The organism is Streptomyces sp. NPDC003248, assembly GCF_055563235.1.
In genome coordinates this window covers 86,518-102,075 of record NZ_JBVHDT010000013.1, presented here as the reverse complement: position 1 = coordinate 102,075, position 15,558 = coordinate 86,518, and the positions used below count along the sequence as shown (strand labels likewise).

The following is a 15,558-nucleotide window of genomic DNA, read 5'->3' as shown; positions in this document are numbered from 1 at the left end:
CCTTCTCTCTTTCAGCTCACCGTGAGGAGGGCGGCGGGGTTCTCGACGAGGAGCCGCCGGATGTCCTCGTCACCGAGGCCGTGGCCTCGCAGAGCGGGGACAAAGTCCGTCAGGACGTGGGAGTAGGCGACATCGGTCGCCGGGTGACCGAAGGCCGCTCCGGTGGCGCTGGAGGAGAGCAGTACGCGGTGTCCCGCACCCGCTGCCACGAGCTCGGCCACCAGCGCGGCCCGCGCCGCGTCGGTGAGGTGGTCGGTGCCGTCGTGGCGGCCCTCGGTGCCGACGTGGTCGAGGGCGACGTAGGCACCGCGCTCGGCGACCTTCCCCGCCAGGCCGGCCGCGTCGACGCGGTCGAGACCGGCGACGACGACCCGGCCGGCGTCGAGGCCCTCCGCCAGGACGACGTCGAGCTCGGCGAGAGGGTCGCTGCCGTAACGGAACGAGACCGGGACGCCGGTGGCCAGCGCCGCCCGGGCGGCACCCCTGAGCAGCTCGGTGTCGGTGGCGGTGGCGCCCGAGCGGGTGACGGCCGTGGCGATCAGGCCGGCCGGTGCGCGGCGCTCGACGCGCGGCACGACCATGCCCTCGGTGATCTCCTTGCCGAAGAGGTCGGCCCACTTCTCGGCCGGCCACGGCGTCGGCGGGTTGGTCTGCGGGGTGAGGAAGTAGCCGCCGAGCAGTTCCTCGGGCCCCTGACCGGTGGAAGCGACGATGTGCACACCGGTCGAGCGGGACAGCGCCTCCAGGAGCTTCAGGTCACGGCCGTGGAACTGGCCGGTGGCATCGACGAGCGTGCCTCCGCCGGCCTCGCGGAACGCGGTCAGCTTGGCCTTGAGGACGGTGAAGGCCTCGGCCCGGTCGATGGTGATGTCATGGGCGTACTGCGCCCCCGGGAGCACCGAGAGCAGTGCCTCGTGGACGGACACCACGCCGAGCTCGTCGGCCTGGACCGGGCCGAGAACTGTGTGGACGGTGGTCATCGGGTTCCTCCGGTCAGGGAGACGGCGGGGGCGGTTTCGTCAGTGGCGTCCTCGGCGTGCGACTCCGAGCCCGACCTGGCGCCGACCAGGCCGACGGCGGTCAGGAGAGCGGAGGCGGCGGCACAGGCGGCCGCGGTCAGGAACGTCAGGCTGAACGCGTGGCCGAGCGCGTCGAACGCGAGCTCGTGGAGGGCGGCGGGCATGGGCACCGACTCCACCCCCGGGATGGTGGTGCCGGGCGGCGGCAGGGTCTGGAGCGAGTTGATCGCGACCGCACCGCCCTGCTCGGCAATGCCCGCCGCCACGCCCCGCAGCGGCTGCGGCAGCTGGGCCTCCCCCAGCGCCTTGCCGAGCCCGTCGCCGAGGCGGTTGTTGGCCAGCGCCGTCGACAGGGACCCGCCGATCACCGGCCCGAGCGCGAAGCCGAAGTCGCGGAGCAGGTTCGTGGTGGCCGAGGCCATGCCGGCGAGGCGCAGCGGCACGGCGTTGATCGCCACGGCCGTGATCGATCCGACGGTGAGCGCGAACCCGACGCCGTTGAGCGCCATCGGCGCGATGAACTTCACCCAGGCCGCGTCATGGGGTGCCCCCTGTGCGGTGACGAAGTCGTGGGCGTCGAGGTTCGAGGACCAGAGGGCCGCGGCGGCGATGAGCAGGTAGCCGGTGGTGAGCACCCACCGCGGGCTGACCGAGTGGATGAGCTTCGCGACGAGCGGCACCAGCAGCAGCGCGGGGACCTGGACGACCAGGAAGAGGATGCCGATCCAGACCGCACCGACGTGGGTCACCGAGCCGAGGAACATCGTCATCGAGAAGCAGGTCGCCAGGTAGCCGAACATGCCGGTGATCGCGGTGATGCCGGTGACGGCGAACGCACGGTTCCTGAACAGCGAGAGGTGGAGCAGCGGCGACGGCGTACGCAGCTCGACGACCACGAAGGCGATCAGGAAGGCCGCCCCGACGACGAAACCGAGGACGATCGAACCCTGGCGGTAGCCCACGGCGGAGCCCTGGGTGAGCGCCCAGATGAGCGAGACCAGACCGATGATCAAGGTGACCTGGCCCGGGATGTCGAGTGCGCGGCCCTCTGATGCGGAGGAGTCGCGAGAGGGCAGGGCGACGACGAGACCCACCACGGCGAGCGCGATCGGGATCCAGAAGCTTGCCCTCCAGTGGCCGTTCTGCGCCAGCACGCCGGCGGCGATGGGCGAAACGGCCGCGCCCAGGGACAGGAAGCCCGCCCACAGTGCGATGGCCTGGGCGCGGGCCTTCGTGTCCGGCGCGGCTGCCGCGATCATCGTGAGCGAGATCGGGTAGAGCGCCCCGGCGCCGATGCCTGCGACGGCCTGGCCGACCCAGAGGTAGTGCACGTTGTCGGCCCCGGCGATGGTGATCAGTTCGCCGACGGCCAGCACGGCGAGGCCACCGAGCAGCAGCTGCTTGCGGCCGAACATGTCGCCGACGACGCCGAAGGTCAGCTCGAAGATGACCATCGCCGTGGCGAAGACCGCGCTGACCCAGGTCAGCTGGGCGCCCGATATCCCGAGCGAGGACTGGATCGTGCCCAGGATCGAGGCGGGCAGCGAGTAGGCCACCTGGGCGACGAAAACTGCCAGGCAGCCGGCCACCAGAGTGGGGGCGACCCGGGCTCTCGCCGGTGCTGCGTCACTCATGGACGCTCCTTCGAAGGGGAGGGGGTGAGACCGGAGAACCGCGGTCCGGGGGAACGCTGCCATTCGCTTTACGCAACGTCAAGAGATTGTTCAGTACGTATGTCCAACATATTTCACGTAGGATGGCCATGCGCGCTCCCCTACCCTGTGGGTATGGCGAGCCTGCGTGAACAGCAGAAACAGATGACCCGGCGACTGCTGCTGGAGTCAGGGCTGAACTTGTTCCAGGAGAAGGGATACGCAGCCACGACCGTGGATGACATCGCGACGGCGGCGGGGACGACGCGGGTGACCTTCTACGCGTACTTTCCTTCGCGCAGTGCGCTGATGCAGGCCCTCATCGACGAGCAGCTCAACGAGAGGCTGCAGCGCGTCCGCTCCCCCAAGCACGGGTCCACGGCGCAGGACCTCGTCGCGACAGTCGCGGCCGGCACCCGTGAGGCGATCGACGCCTGGATACGTCGGACGGCGAAGTCCTGGCCAGAGATCAAACCGATCGTCCGCCTCGGCCGCGAAGCGGCGGTGATCGAGCCCGACCTCACCAACCTCGTCGAGCGGTGGATGGAGGAAGCGGTCGGCGACGTGGAGGACGGCCTGACACAGGCCGGGCGCTTCGCGCCGCACCAGCGGCACTTCCGCGGCGTACTCGCGCTGGCCCAGCTCGACTTCGTGGCGCAGCACTGGGGCGACACGGACTGGAAGATCGACCGCGAGCAGATGCTGGACGAGCTCGTCACCAGCTGGACGTCACTGCTCACCTGACGGCCGCTCACCTGACCGCGCCCGCTTGCGGACCGACGCGGTCAGCCGTGCACAGCTTCGAAGAGCAGCTGCCGCAGCCACTCCATGAACCCCTGGTCGCTCAGGTGCGGATTCCAGACCATGTCGATCCCGAGCGGAGCCAGACGGAACGGCAGCTCCTCGACACGCAGGTCAACCACCGATGCCATCTCGGCCGCGACCCTGCCTCTCATCAGCGCCACCCCGCCCGCGCGGGTGACCAGATAGGGCACGAACACGTAGTCGGAGACGAGCTGCCCCACCCGGTACTCGATCCCCATCTCGTCGAGCTGCGGATAGGGGAAGACGCGCTCACGCCGCCCGGTGTCGACGACCACGTGCGGCTGCGTGGTCAGCAGGTCCATGGCGCCGAGTTCCCGCGGAAGCTCCGGCGACGCGACAAGGACGCACCGGTCGTTGTACAGGCGTTCGCGGGGGTACGACGTGGCCGAGCCTTCCGACACCAGGACGACGTCCACACCGTGCTCGGTGAAGGTGTCCTCGGTCGGAACGGTGATGGTACGCAGGCGCAGGGTGGTGCGCGGGGCACGCTCGGCCACCAGGCGTCCGAGCCGAGGCCCGATCGCGAAGGCCGTGCTCGTGGTCAGCTCGACGGTGATCGTGCGCCGGTCCGCTGCCGGGTCGAAGCCGGGGAACCGCACCACGTCCGCCACCTGCTGCAGCGCCTGCCGCACCGGGGCGATCAGCTGGAGCGCCCGCGGCGTGAGAGTGACGCCGCGCCCCTGGCGTACCACCAGGTCGTCACCGAGGAGCCGGCGCAGGCGGCGCAGCGCATGGCTCATCGCCGGCTGCGTCAGGCCGACGCGCTCCGCCGCACGGGTCACCGACCGTTCCTCGAGCACGGCAAGCAGCGGAACGAGCAGGTTGAGGTCGACGTTGGAGAGCCGGTCCAGGCCTGAACCGGCCCGGCTCTCCTCATCGGCACCCATGCCAACCACCTTACGCACCGGCGGTCGCACACACCCTGCGCAGTCGTGGGATCGGGATGCGGTAGTCGAGCGCCACAGCAGATCCCGCACCGTCCACGCCGGCCCAGCGCATCAGGGCCGGGCCGACGGGACCGCCGTCGACGTACTCGGGTTCACCGGCCACCGGCAGGTCACCGACGGCCTTGAGCGTGAGCCCGAAGGCCTCCGTCCAGAAGTACGGCAGCCCATGCCCGCCAACACACCGATGGGACAGCCTGGTTGGAAACGGTTTATCTTCTCGGGCATGGATCATCAGGGAGAGTTTCGCCGGGCAGCGCTTGAGTCGGGCATCCCCGGCGACGAGATCAGCAGATTCAGCCAGCACCTTCGTTTGTCGATCGGATTGTCCGTGGGCGGTGGTTCTCCGGTCGGGCAGTTGGGTGGGTTGCCCCGACTGCCGGTGGGCATGCAGTGGCCGTCCGCCGGGGACATTCCGTTGCCGTTGCTTCTTTCCGTCGATTGTGGGGCGCTGCCGAGAGTCGACGGCTTCGACCTGCCGGCGGACGGGAGGCTGCTCTTCTTCGTGAACCAGGAGATGGACCATGAGGATGGTTCCGGGAGGTACGCGCGAGTCGTGTATGTACCGGACGGCACCGAAACCGCGGTCGCGGAAGCCCCCGGCTCCCAGTGTGTCCGCGAGCGGCTCGACGTCAGCGCCGAGCTCAGAGCCGAACTGCCCCTTTGGCTCCAGGAGGGCGACGAGGACTGGCACGAGTTCTGGGAGGATCTCGACGGGGAGGACATGTCGCCCTTCCAGCAGCAGTTGGCCCGGTACATGGAGCGTGACCTGCCGCACCTGGACGAACTTCGGGCCCTGGCCCACGACCTCTGGCCGTCCGGCGCCGGCGTTGCCATCGGCGGGTATGCCGATGACGAGGTGATCAACAGCATTGCGGAGCAGACCCTCGCGGGACGCGAGAAGGCAGGCAAGATCCCAGCCATCCCGATCGCCCAATGGGACTCCCACCTGGAGAGGGAAAAGCACCGGCTGACGAGCGAATGGATATCGCTCGCCAGTGAATCCCGGGTCTACGAGGAGTACTACACGAGCTTTGTGATCCGCCACGACGACTTGGCCGCCGCTCGGGTGGACAAGGCGCTGGCCGTGACACATTTCGAGGCCCCGTGACCAGGTTCGAGGCACCTCTACCGCTGAGAGGGGGCCGGCGAAGGCTGTTCACAAAGGCTGTCCAGGTATCCGCACCGATGTCCACGACCGGGTCGGTGGGGTTCTTGCTGTCGCGGACGGGAACGGTGGGGCAGGCGTCTCTCTGGGCCACCTCGACACACTGAGCCTTTTCCAACCTCACTTTGAGCTGGCCAGATGTAGGGCGAGGATGGCTTGGACGAGTGCGGTGATGCGGGTGGTCGAGCACCGAGTTCACGGAGGAGCCGCCAGGCTTGGACGCTGCGAGCTGGACATATGTGTGTCCCAAGCGTAGGTGGGCGAGGGCCACCAGTGCCTGGCGACCAGCGCTCAGCCGACGCCGGCGGGAGCCGATCACACGTCGGTGCTGCCGCAGGCGGGAGGACAGGAAGCGCAAGGCGGAGCTGGACACGTCGACGCCGGACGGGTGGAGAAGCATGCGAAGCCTCTGGTGGAGACGGTTCTCCGAGTGCGGCCGCTGCGGATGGAGGAGCCGATCACGGAGGACAGCGTCGGCATCGACGACCTGCGCGGCACGCCGGAGAAGACCACCACCACGGTGGGCATGGACTTCGGCCGCATCCACATCCGCCGGCTCCGTGTCTCCGGCCCCGTCGCTCAGGATCGCGCTGTACGACCCCGGCTTCGCCGCCGACCCGCACGCCGCCTACGAGCGGATGCGGGCGTCCTACGGCGCCCTGGTACCGGTCGAGCTGTCCCCCGGCATTCCGGCCACACTGGTCATCGGCTACCTCGCCGACCGCCGGATCCTCAACGACCCGCACCGCTTCCCCGCCGACCCGCGAGCGTGGCAACAGCAGGTGCCGGTCTCGTGCCCGGTGCGGCCGATGATGGAACGGCGGCCCAACGCCCTGCGCAGCAGCGGCGCCGCACACGCCCGCTACCGGGCCGCCAACACCGCCGGCATCGACGCCGTGGACCAGCACGAACTGCGCGCGCTTGTCGAGAAGATCGCCTCCAGCGCCATCGGAGACTTCCTCGCCGTCGGCCGCACCGACCTGCTCACCCAGTACGCCTGGCCTATCGCCTTCCGGGTCCTCAGCGGTCCACTGGGCTGCCCCGACGAGATCGGACAGCGCATCGCCGACGGCATGGCGCGCATCTTCGACGCCACCGACGCCGACCGCGGCAACCCCGCTTTCTCGGAGTGCACCCTGACTCAGCGCTGCGCGCGGCCGTGGTCGACGGCGTAGGCGGCGAAGACGTCCGTCGCCGTGCCTCCCGTGTGGAGGAAGCGCTGGTCGAGGACGGCGGCGAGGTCGTCCAGAGCGCCGGCGAGCACGCCACCGGCCAGGCGCACCTCCGGCCGTGTCGCCGCCTGTCCACGCCGGGCGAGGGTGTCGGCGTAGCCGACCATGGCCGCGAGCGACGAGTGGTCCTCTCCGTCGTGGAAGTAGTAGGCCTCGGCGTACTGGGTGAAGTCGATGCGGACGCGTACGACGTCGGTGGCCAGGCTGTCCAGCAGCACCGCCCCGGCCGTGCAGTCGATCTGCCGCGTCGTCGGGTCGGCGTCGCGCAGCAGCGCCAGCCGCACGGCCAGGACCCTCCGGCGGGTCAGCGCCGGGTAGATCTCCAGCACCCAGGAGACCGTGGCCGTCAGAAGTACGAAGCCCACGAGGGCTTCCAGCGGTGAGACGAGGCGGAGCCAGCCTTCGGCGGGTGCGATGTCCCCCAGTCCGAGGGTGGCCACCGTGACCAGCGACAAGTACAGGGAGTCGAGCACGGCCGGCTCCCGCGCCGCCTGGGAACCGGGCGAGAAGGTGAACGCCCCGGGCATGTGGGGCAGGTAGATGATCGCCCAGCCGAGGACGACGGTGACGGCCCACATCCCCACGACCGTGACCATGGCGAGCGGCCCGACGAGCCCGACGACCCGCCGGCGCGTGCGGAAGAGCTTGGCCAGTCGCCACAGCCCGGTCATGACGAGGCGGCTGAGCCCGCCGTGCCGGGTGGGGTGCCAGAGGGTGTGGAACAGGTCCCGCAAGGTGATCATCACGAGTCCGGCACCGACGAGCGAGACCAGCCACTTCATGCACGTCTCCCGTCGCCTGTCACCTGGAGCGGAGTACCCGGAGCACTGTTCCGGAGCGCGGGTCCCGGTCTGTTCCATCGCGTGGCGGACGCGGGTGGGGCCGCCCGTTCGCGCGGATCAACTGGCCGGCAGCACGAGCGTACAGGTCTCCCCCGGCGCGACGGTCACGGCCCGGTCGGCCAGCAGCACACGGATCGGTGACTCCTCCGACTCGGGCACGGTGATCTCCAGCTGTCCGCTCCGGCGCCGCACGCCGACTCCCCAGTGACCCCGGTAGCGCAGCGAGAATCCGTATGCGGAGAGCGCCGGCAGCGGTACGGGGTCCAGCCAGAGGGCGTCCTCGCGCGTCTCCAGTCCCGTCAGACCGCGCTGGACCAGGTCGAGGGTCCCTGCCATGGCCCCGAGGTGGATGCCTTCGCCGGTCGTGCCGCCCTGGAGGTCGGCGATGTCCTCTTCCAGGGCCTGGTGGAGGTACTGCCAGGCGTCGGCTCGTCTGGCCTTGGCGAGGACGAGGCCGTGGACGAGCCCGCTGAGGGTGGAGCCATGGCTCGTGCGGCGCAGGTAGTAGTCGACGGTCCGGCGCCAGACGTCGTCGTCCAGGTCGTGGCCGAGGCGCCGGAACACGGTCCGCAGCTCGGCGGGCGAGAAGAGGTATCCGAGCATGAGGACGTCGGCCTGCTTGGACGCCTTGTAGCGGTTGACGGTGTCGCCCTCGGCCTCGAGGATCCGGTCCAGCCGCCGGATGCTGTCGTAGCGCGCCCGGTAGGCGTCCCAGTCCAGTTCGGCGAGGTCGTCGTAGCCCTCGAACTGGCTGATGACGCCTCGGTGGAACGGCACCAGCAGCCGCCGCGAGACCTCGTCCCACCGCGCTGGTTCGTCGTCGGCCAGCCGGACGCGTTCCAGCAGGTCGTCCCGGCGTCGCGCGGGGAGGTGCCGCAGGAGCTCCAGGGTGCGGGTGAGCACCCAGGCGGCGGTGACATTGGTGTACGCGTTGTCGTCCAGGCCCGGCCCGGCGGCGCCCGGGTAGCCGTCGTGGTACTCGTCGGGGCCGACGACGCCGCGGATGCGGTAGCGCCCCGTGCCGGGGTCGAACGCCGCGGAGTCCGCCCAGAACCGGGCGATCTGCAGCAGCATCTCCGCTCCCTTGGTGTGCAGGTACTCGGTGTCTCCGGTGGCCTCGCAGTACCGCCACACGTTGTAGGCGACCGCCGAGCCCACATGGTGCTGGAGCCGGGAGTGGTCGGGCAGCCAGCGTCCCGAGCGGGGGTTGAGGTGCCACCGCTGGGTCTCCTCGCGGCCGTCGCTGCCGCTCTGCCACGGGTACATCGCCCCGGCCCGGCCGCTGTCGGCCGCGGCCCGGCACGCCCGCGCAAGACGCCGGTGGCGGTAGTCCAGCAGCGCCCGGGAGACCTCGGGGAGGTGCAGGTTGAGATACGGCAGCACGAACAACTCGTCCCAGAACACGTGGCCCCGGTACGCCTCGCCGTGCAGCCCGCGGGCCGGCACGCCGACGTCGAGGTCCGCGGTGTGCGGGGACAAGGTCTGCAAAACGTGGAAGAGGTGGAAGCGCAGGATGCGGCCGGCCTGGCCGGGCACCTCGATGTCGGCGCGCCGCCACAGCCGTCGCCATTCCGCGGCGTGGTCGTCCAGCAGGGCGGGGAAGCCGGCCGCTGCGGACACCCGGTCGACCGCCGCGCCGAGCGGGTCGCTGATCGCCGTGTCGCGTGAGGTGTGCAGCGCCACGGTCTTCTCCACGGCGACGGGGCGACCGGGCGCGATCGGGACCACCAGGCGGTGGACGGCTCGGCGGTGGGCGGCATGAAGCACCGACGAGGCGGGCGTCCCGCCCAGGACGACCTGCGTCCGGGCGGCGGTGGCCACACCTGTGTCCGAGGTGCTGGTCCGGCAGGTCAACCAGACCGTGTCCGGCTCGTGCGCGCCGGTCCGCACACGCGCCACATGGCGGTGGGCGAGAGCCCGGTAGCGGTGCACGTTGCCGTTGGCCACCTCGCCGTCGAGACCGGACTCGACCTCGATCTCTCCCGACCAGTCCTCGGCCGTGAAGACCGTCCGCAGCGCGGCCACATGGGGATCGCCCATGTGCACCAGGCGGGCCTGCTCGACGCCGGTCACGCCCGTCTCGTCGCCCCGGTGGCGGAACGCGCGGGTGAGCGTGGCACGGCGGAGGTCCAGGGTGTGGCGGTGGTCCAGGAGGGTGTGGGTGTCCGGGGAGAACCACCGGCCCCACGCTCCCCCGGCGCGGCGCAGACGGAACCGCAGGAGCAGCCAGTCGGGGAGGTTGACCAGGTCCTCGTTCACCACCTGTCGCCCCGCCACCGTCGACTCCAGGCGGTTGTAGCAGCCGGCGACATAGGTCCCCGGGTAGTGCACCAGGCCCGCCCGGCACTCGGGCACAGCGCCCCGCGTCGCGAAGTAGCCGTTGCCGAGCGTGCAGAGCGACTCACGCAACCGCTCGGCGGCGGGGTCGTACCCCGTCCACTCCCACGTCCACTCCGACATCGGCCGCCGTCTCCCTCTCCCGCTGCTCCGCGGACCGCGTGGCCCGGGCTCGGGGCTCGGGCTCGGGGCTGATCCTCAGAGCGGCTGGGGGACGACGGCGACCGGGCACCGCGCGTGGTGCAGCAGGGCGTGGGCGACCCTGCCGATCCGCAGACCCGGGTGACCGCGCCGGCGCACGGCGCCGACCACCCGGAGCCGGGTGCGTTCCCGGCAGGAGGCGATGAGGTGCTGGGCCATGACCTCCTCGGCGGGGCGTTCGGTGCTGAAGGACGGCAGAGCCCCCTCGTAGCGCTCCCACGGAGATGCGTGGAGCGGGCGCTGCGGCAGCCCGTGGCGTGCCGCCTCGTCCACCGCCGGGTCGACCGCCTGCGGACCCGAGTCCGCTCCGCCGACGCCCACGACCAGCGGGAGTTCCGTCGCCGCCATCGCCTTCTCCGTCCGGTTGCGAGACGCCCCCGTACATACCGTCGCACCGGCCGCGTCGCGCCGCGACATGGCGCGGCAGCGTCGCTCCGCGGACGGGCCGCCGCGCAACCGGGGCACGTGGTGCTCCTGGACGCGGCGGCGGGCCCCGGCTCGACGGCGAGGACGCCGCTCCGGAGCGGCCGGAGACCGCGCTGACCCGCACGCGTGGACCGGCGCCGTGCCGGTGGCGGTCCCTCGGACGCGTCAGGGCTGGATGTCGAGGACCTCCGCGACCGGGCGGCGTGGAGTGCCCGGGCCTTTCGGCCCGTATCCCAGGCGCAGCACCATCCGGGGGTGGCCCGTCCCGGTCATCGGGTCACGAAGGGGCCAGCGCAGGTCGGTCCATTCGAGGGGCTGGGTGACGAGGGAGCACGACAGGCCCTGGAGGGTGGCCAGCAGCAGGACGCGTTCCATGGCCTGACCGGCGCGGAGCCAGTCGTCCGGGCGGTCGTGCCGCGTGCTGAGGACGGCCGGCCGAGGGGCCTGTTCGAAGGCGGCGGCGTCGCGTCTCCCGCACGGCAGCGGGGATCTCCCGCTCCTCGAAGGGGACGCGGCTGCTGTGCCGCCGGTGGATCGCCGGATGCAGCGCGCCGAGGTCGCTCCCACCGCCGGGGCCGGTCTGCCGCACGTCGGCGACCAGGGCCGGGGCGGTGAGGTCGGGCAGGAGCCGGGTCTGCGGGCGCCGGCCCTCGTGGGCCACGGCGACCCGCAGGTTCAACAGGGCGGCACCACAGCCGATGTGCAGGGCGCGGGTGCCGGGGTCGGAGTGCGGCATGGCGCGCTCGAAGTCGGCGCGCGCCTCGAACACGCGGCTGTGCCGGACGTAGTGGAAGCGCCACGGCTGGGCGTTGTGCATCGACGGGCGGCCGTGGCGTCGCGGACCAGGGCTGTCACGCGTTCGTCGGACGGTGCCCGTCGGCTCACCGGAGTCCTCCTCGACTCGGCGGTGCGCGATCCCGGAGCCGCGCCTCGGCGGTGGGCTGCTCCCGCCGGAGACTGCCTACGTCAGCCCCGGAACCGGACGCCCGTGTCGGGCGGGGTGCTGCGCCGCCGTCGGTCACGTGGGCCATCCGGCGGCCTGCCGGGTGATCGGCCGGGGCGCGCCCATTCCTACGATGTCCTTCTCGGCGGCGTTCAGCAGTTGCTGGGCCAGGTTGTTCAGGGCCCGGCCCGCCGCCAGTTCGTCGCCGATCTCCGGCACGTTCCTGTCGGCCGGATGGCAGTGCGCGGCACCCTGGCCGGTGAGCGCCGTGGCACCGGTGTCCAGGACCACGCGGGCCTTCGTCGTCCCCTCGTCGTCCTCGAAGACGTGGAGACGGACCTTCCATTCCACGGTGTGCGGCATCGCTTTCCTCCTCACCTCGGTACGGACCGATGTGATCCGGATGCGGTCCGTCCGGGCACCGGGGGCGGTGCGCCGGCGGCCGCCGGCTGCTCCTCGACATGGCGCCGGGCGCCCCCTCCCACAGAGAAAACATGGCCATGGCGCTGTCACCGGCGAAAGCGCGCGGACCACGCGGGCTCCACCAGGTCCCATTCGGCGTCCCACCGCGCGTACCTCCTCCGGTCCAGCACCCCCCGCATGCCGACACCCGCGGCGTAGACCCCGGCGGCCACGCCGAAGGCCGCCATGCCGCCCACGAACCAGCCGGTGGTCTTCGCGTTGAGCGGGCTCGTCGGCGCGGTGGTGAGGGTTCCGTGCCGGTCCACCCACACCCGTACGGCGGTGCCCTTGCGGGTTCCGGGATCCACGTAGGCGGTGCCCGTCCGCACGACGCCGCTGCCGTCGGTCCAGCGGACCCGGGCCGGTTGGCTCGCCATGTCGTCGTCGCGCCCGGCGTCCGTCGTCAGCCGGGCGGTGACCTGCCGGCGTTCCGCCGCTTGGGCGTGCACGGTGCGCAGGGACGACTCGTACGCCGTCAGCCCCGCGCCGACCGCTGCCGCCGGCAGTCCGAGGACGAGGACGACCATCAGGAAACGTCGGAACCAGGCTTCGATCCTGTCGGAGGTACGCCTCAGTGGGTTCGTTCCCTTCGGCGTGCGGTCGTTGCGCGCCGGGTGCGGACCGGATGTGTACGGCGAACCGTGTGCGCTCATGAGTCGGCCTCCAGCAGGTCGCTGGTCCGGTCCCCCACCGCCTTGGTCCCATCATCGGACAGCAGGGCACTCAGGTCACAGGGCCGAACGTCCCTGCGGTCCGGTTTCCGGCCCCGCGAAACCGGCCGCCGAGCCCGGTCCGTCCTCACCGCTCGCGGGCACGTCGGTCGCCTGCGGGGAACGACCGCGACGGGACACGGCGCATCATGCGGTACCGCGAGACCCGGACCACCCGCGCGACCGGATGCGTCCACCCTCGCGGTGTCCTTCCCAGCTTCCTACGAGACGGAGGCCGCTGCCATGCGGCCGGTCGTCACGGTGAGCCCCGACGGCTCGTCCGGGAGCCCGGCCGCTGCCCACCGGGCCGCCGGCGAGGCCGAGTGGTGCCCACCGGCAGGGCGGCTGCGGCACGCAGCGCCCTCGCCTTGTCCCTGCCTCCGCGAGACACCCGCGGGTCCGTACCGGTGCGTTCCATCCGACCCGCTGCGCAGGTCGGTCACTCATGCGGCTCACACGGGGACCGCGATGACGGGACAGTGGGCGTGGTGCAGGACCCCCTGGCTCACCGAGCCGCGCGGCATTCCCTTGAATCCACCGCGCCCCCGGGTTCCCACGACCAGGCCCAGCGCGTGTTCCGAGGCTTCGGTCAGGACGTGCACCGGGTGGCCGCGGACGACTTCGTGGTGCAGCTCCACGTCGGGGTACGCCGCCGTGCGGCCCGCGACCGTCTCGGACAGCACACGGCGGCGTTCCCGCACGGTGGCGGCCTCGTCCAGGACACCGAAGACCGGCGGATGCCACACGTACGGGGCCCTCAGGAGCGCTCCGCGCAGAGCCGCCTCCTCGAACGCCGCGTCCACCGCCGCGGCCGCATGAGCCGCCGCGAAGGATCGGGGCCGACGCCCACCACGATCGGCCGACGCCCGTCCGCATCAGCCATGGCGCCTCCAGGTGAACTCCGCGCCGCCGACGGTTCACGCTCCTTCCAGCCTCACCCGTGCCACCGGACACCGCCACGCCACGGTTTCACCACACCTGCCGAGGACCCACGCTCTGCCCGCCTCACAGCGCCGCGGTCGGGACTCCCGTGTCGGTCTCGTCGGCGCCGGTGGCCGAGCGGACCCTGCGGCGGGCCAGCCACAGGGCCAGGGCTGTGAGCAGCAGGGCCACGGCCAGCAGGGCGAGCGGGCCACCCGTGCGGAGGAGCCACAGCAGCCGGGCGGTCGTGGTCGCGTCGTCGGTCTGGTGCCGCACCGAAGCCTGGGCGCCGCGGACGTCGACATCGCTCACGGGGAAGAGCGTCACCGGCCCCTCCGTGCTCTGTGTCCGCGCGAGAACCGTCTGATGCAGCGTGCCGTCCAGTGACAGCCCGGTCTCCGCGTCGACCCAGCCTTGCCGCTTCGTGGCAGTCGTGTAGGTCAGCGGTACCGTTGCCGGAAGTGCGTCCAGTGTCTGCTGTGGCGGGCGTTGCGCCTCCGGCAGGGCGGAGACCAGGCCCACCACCGCTTCCCGGGGCAAGGCGGGCGGCAGGGCCTTCAGTGTGGCGGGGTCGGCAAGGGGCCCGTCGGACGTGATGGCGTACACGTAGGCTTCGCGGCCGTTGACGGACTGCGCGCCCTCGTAGGTCGCCGGGAACACGCTGCGCGTACCGGTGTCCCAGAACCGGTAGTCCCGCTTCTCGGGTTCCAGAGGCCAGGAAAGGACGAGTCCCTCGTGCTTCTCGGCCCCGGAACCCGCCGGTGCGGCACGCTCGGTGAGGTCGCGCCTGTCCAGCGCCCACAGATGCGTGGAGGTGCTCAACTCCGCGCCGTTCGGACCGCGCAGCACCGCGTCGTCGGAGACCAGGGCCGTCCGGCCGTGTGTGTCTTCGACCTCGATACTGCGGTCCAAGGTGACAGGCACGTCCTTGAGGAAGGCCTTGCCCGGGTCACCCGCCTGAAGGGCTGTCGCGTTGAGCAGCGTGGCCGTGCCCTCGTACCGGAAAGTGCTCTTGGCGTCGGCCGGCACCTGGTGCAGTGCGGGATAGACCGTGAACCGTGTGACGGCCGAGGCCGCCACCAGAATCACCGCCGATCCGGTCAGTACCCAGCTGGTTCTTCGCATGACTTCTCCTCAGGGGAGCTTCCGCAGACGGAAAAGAACTTAGCGAGCGCTAAGAAGGTAGGGGGGTCGGATGATGCCGTCAACACATCCGACCATGAGTGGCTTATTGGCATTCAGGGTGATCGAATTCAACAGATCGAGCCACGGATCGATGGGGACCTCTTCCTAGACTGAGCGATCGATAAACAACTTCCGGTGAGTCCTGCCGTACGGACAGACCCCGTTCGGTCGCCGGCTCGCGCCACTTGCGGATCAGGGCCGCTCGGCCGGTGCGGTGCGCGACCGCGATCGTGCCGCGTCGGGCGTCGAGTTCGTCCTCGCCGGGCTCGATGTCGGGCAGCGGCCCGTCCGGGTCGGGGGCGGACAGGTCGGCGCCCCCGTACGGCATTGACGTACGACAAGACCGCTCCGTACCATCGCGACCGGCATTGAGTGTCAGCGTCAAGCCCTGGCTCGCTGACCGGCAACCCTCCCACGCGGTGGGGTGCTCCAGGTGAAAGCCCGGCGGGATCACCGACGATTCCCGCAAGCGCGTGGCCCCGGGACGGGGGCCGGAGATGGGGAGGACAGGCGTGCGACACGGCGTTGACCTGGCTGTCCCCTTCGCCGACGCCACAGCGTTCTCCCGGCTCTCACGCCGGCGCCACATCGATCTGAAGCGCTCGACCAGCTGCCTCTGTCGGCCCTGACGAGCTCGTCCGCCGCCGGCTGACGTCCGTCACCGGCCCACGCGTGCTTCGTGCTTTTCCCG

General features: G+C 71.3%; 13 protein-coding genes, 5 pseudogenes and 1 riboswitch. Of the genes and pseudogenes, 4 read left to right on the top strand and 14 right to left on the bottom strand.

From position 1 onward, the window contains the following. Positions 1 to 11: 11 nt before the first annotated feature. Complete coding sequence (locus ACZ3KJ_RS26860; RefSeq protein WP_467530709.1) at positions 12 to 980, bottom strand: phosphotriesterase family protein; 969 nt, start codon at positions 978 to 980, stop codon at positions 12 to 14. Beyond that, a complete protein-coding gene (locus tag ACZ3KJ_RS26855; RefSeq protein ID WP_467530708.1) occupies positions 977 to 2,653 on the bottom strand; it encodes an MFS transporter in 1,677 nt (558 codons plus the stop codon). The genes ACZ3KJ_RS26860 and ACZ3KJ_RS26855 overlap by 4 nt, the downstream gene beginning before the upstream one ends. Positions 2,654 to 2,806: 153 nt before the next feature. On the opposite strand from ACZ3KJ_RS26855, the gene ACZ3KJ_RS26850 reads away from it, so the two are divergent. Beyond that, positions 2,807 to 3,415 carry a TetR/AcrR family transcriptional regulator gene (locus ACZ3KJ_RS26850; RefSeq protein ID WP_467530706.1) on the top strand — a complete coding sequence of 203 codons (609 nt, stop codon included), beginning with the start codon at positions 2,807 to 2,809 and terminating at the stop codon, positions 3,413 to 3,415. Between the two features lie 41 nt (positions 3,416 to 3,456). Here ACZ3KJ_RS26850 and ACZ3KJ_RS26845 read toward each other — a convergent pair whose 3' ends face one another. Both ACZ3KJ_RS26845 and ACZ3KJ_RS26840 read right to left on the bottom strand, forming a co-directional pair. Then, entirely contained in the window at positions 3,457 to 4,383 is a 927-nt protein-coding gene (locus ACZ3KJ_RS26845) for a LysR family transcriptional regulator (protein ID WP_467530704.1), read from the bottom strand. Positions 4,384 to 4,393: 10 nt separating this feature from the next. Beyond that, a complete protein-coding gene (locus ACZ3KJ_RS26840; protein WP_467530703.1) occupies positions 4,394 to 4,675 on the bottom strand; it encodes a hypothetical protein in 282 nt (93 codons plus the stop codon). Here ACZ3KJ_RS26840 and ACZ3KJ_RS26835 point away from each other — a divergent pair. Then, positions 4,667 to 5,551: a DUF1963 domain-containing protein gene (locus tag ACZ3KJ_RS26835; RefSeq protein ID WP_467530702.1), complete on the top strand. Its 885-nt coding sequence runs from the start codon at positions 4,667 to 4,669 to the stop codon at positions 5,549 to 5,551. The two genes, ACZ3KJ_RS26840 and ACZ3KJ_RS26835, sit on opposite strands and share 9 nt — an antisense overlap. 49 nt (positions 5,552 to 5,600) lie before the next feature. Here ACZ3KJ_RS26835 and ACZ3KJ_RS26830 read toward each other — a convergent pair. Both ACZ3KJ_RS26830 and ACZ3KJ_RS26825 read right to left on the bottom strand, forming a co-directional pair. Beyond that, positions 5,601 to 5,702: pseudogene (locus ACZ3KJ_RS26830) on the bottom strand (DUF397 domain-containing protein); the annotation flags it as partial. A gap of 126 nt (positions 5,703 to 5,828) precedes the next feature. Continuing rightward, positions 5,829 to 6,008: pseudogene (locus ACZ3KJ_RS26825) on the bottom strand (IS5/IS1182 family transposase); the annotation flags it as partial. 160 nt (positions 6,009 to 6,168) lie between these two features. Here ACZ3KJ_RS26825 and ACZ3KJ_RS26820 point away from each other — a divergent pair. Beyond that, positions 6,169 to 6,723 (top strand): annotated as a pseudogene (locus ACZ3KJ_RS26820) (cytochrome P450 family protein); the annotation flags it as partial. A gap of 26 nt (positions 6,724 to 6,749) precedes the next feature. Here the strand turns inward: ACZ3KJ_RS26820 and ACZ3KJ_RS26815 are convergent. The 8 genes and pseudogenes from ACZ3KJ_RS26815 to ACZ3KJ_RS26780 all read right to left on the bottom strand — a co-directional run bounded on the left by ACZ3KJ_RS26815 (position 6,750) and on the right by ACZ3KJ_RS26780 (position 14,807). Continuing rightward, positions 6,750 to 7,622 carry a potassium channel family protein gene (locus ACZ3KJ_RS26815; protein WP_467530701.1) on the bottom strand — a complete coding sequence of 291 codons (873 nt, stop codon included), beginning with the start codon at positions 7,620 to 7,622 and terminating at the stop codon, positions 6,750 to 6,752. Positions 7,623 to 7,739: 117 nt separating this feature from the next. Continuing rightward, entirely contained in the window at positions 7,740 to 10,142 is a 2,403-nt protein-coding gene (locus ACZ3KJ_RS26810; protein ID WP_467530699.1) for a glycoside hydrolase family 65 protein, read from the bottom strand. Between the two features lie 75 nt (positions 10,143 to 10,217). After that, positions 10,218 to 10,568 (bottom strand): universal stress protein, encoded by a 351-nt coding sequence (locus tag ACZ3KJ_RS26805; protein ID WP_467530698.1) that lies wholly within the window; start codon positions 10,566 to 10,568, stop codon positions 10,218 to 10,220. Positions 10,569 to 10,811: 243 nt separating this feature from the next. Further along, positions 10,812 to 11,531, bottom strand: a pseudogene (locus ACZ3KJ_RS26800) (hypothetical protein). Positions 11,532 to 11,664: 133 nt separating this feature from the next. Beyond that, positions 11,665 to 11,952 (bottom strand): DUF1876 domain-containing protein, encoded by a 288-nt coding sequence (locus ACZ3KJ_RS26795; RefSeq protein WP_467530696.1) that lies wholly within the window; start codon positions 11,950 to 11,952, stop codon positions 11,665 to 11,667. 146 nt (positions 11,953 to 12,098) lie between these two features. Next, complete coding sequence (locus ACZ3KJ_RS26790) at positions 12,099 to 12,704, bottom strand: Rv1733c family protein (protein ID WP_467530695.1); 606 nt, start codon at positions 12,702 to 12,704, stop codon at positions 12,099 to 12,101. Positions 12,705 to 13,213: 509 nt separating this feature from the next. After that, a pseudogene (locus ACZ3KJ_RS26785) lies at positions 13,214 to 13,579 on the bottom strand (universal stress protein); the annotation flags it as partial. Between the two features lie 187 nt (positions 13,580 to 13,766). After that, on the bottom strand, positions 13,767 to 14,807 hold the full coding sequence (locus ACZ3KJ_RS26780; protein WP_467530693.1) for a porin PorA family protein: 1,041 nt from the start codon (positions 14,805 to 14,807) through the stop codon (positions 13,767 to 13,769). Between the two features lie 424 nt (positions 14,808 to 15,231). Next, a riboswitch (SAM riboswitch) is annotated at positions 15,232 to 15,345 on the top strand. Between the two features lie 19 nt (positions 15,346 to 15,364). Here ACZ3KJ_RS26780 and ACZ3KJ_RS26775 point away from each other — a divergent pair. Next, positions 15,365 to 15,496: a putative leader peptide gene (locus ACZ3KJ_RS26775; RefSeq protein ID WP_467530692.1), complete on the top strand. Its 132-nt coding sequence runs from the start codon at positions 15,365 to 15,367 to the stop codon at positions 15,494 to 15,496. Positions 15,497 to 15,558: the final 62 nt, after the last annotated feature.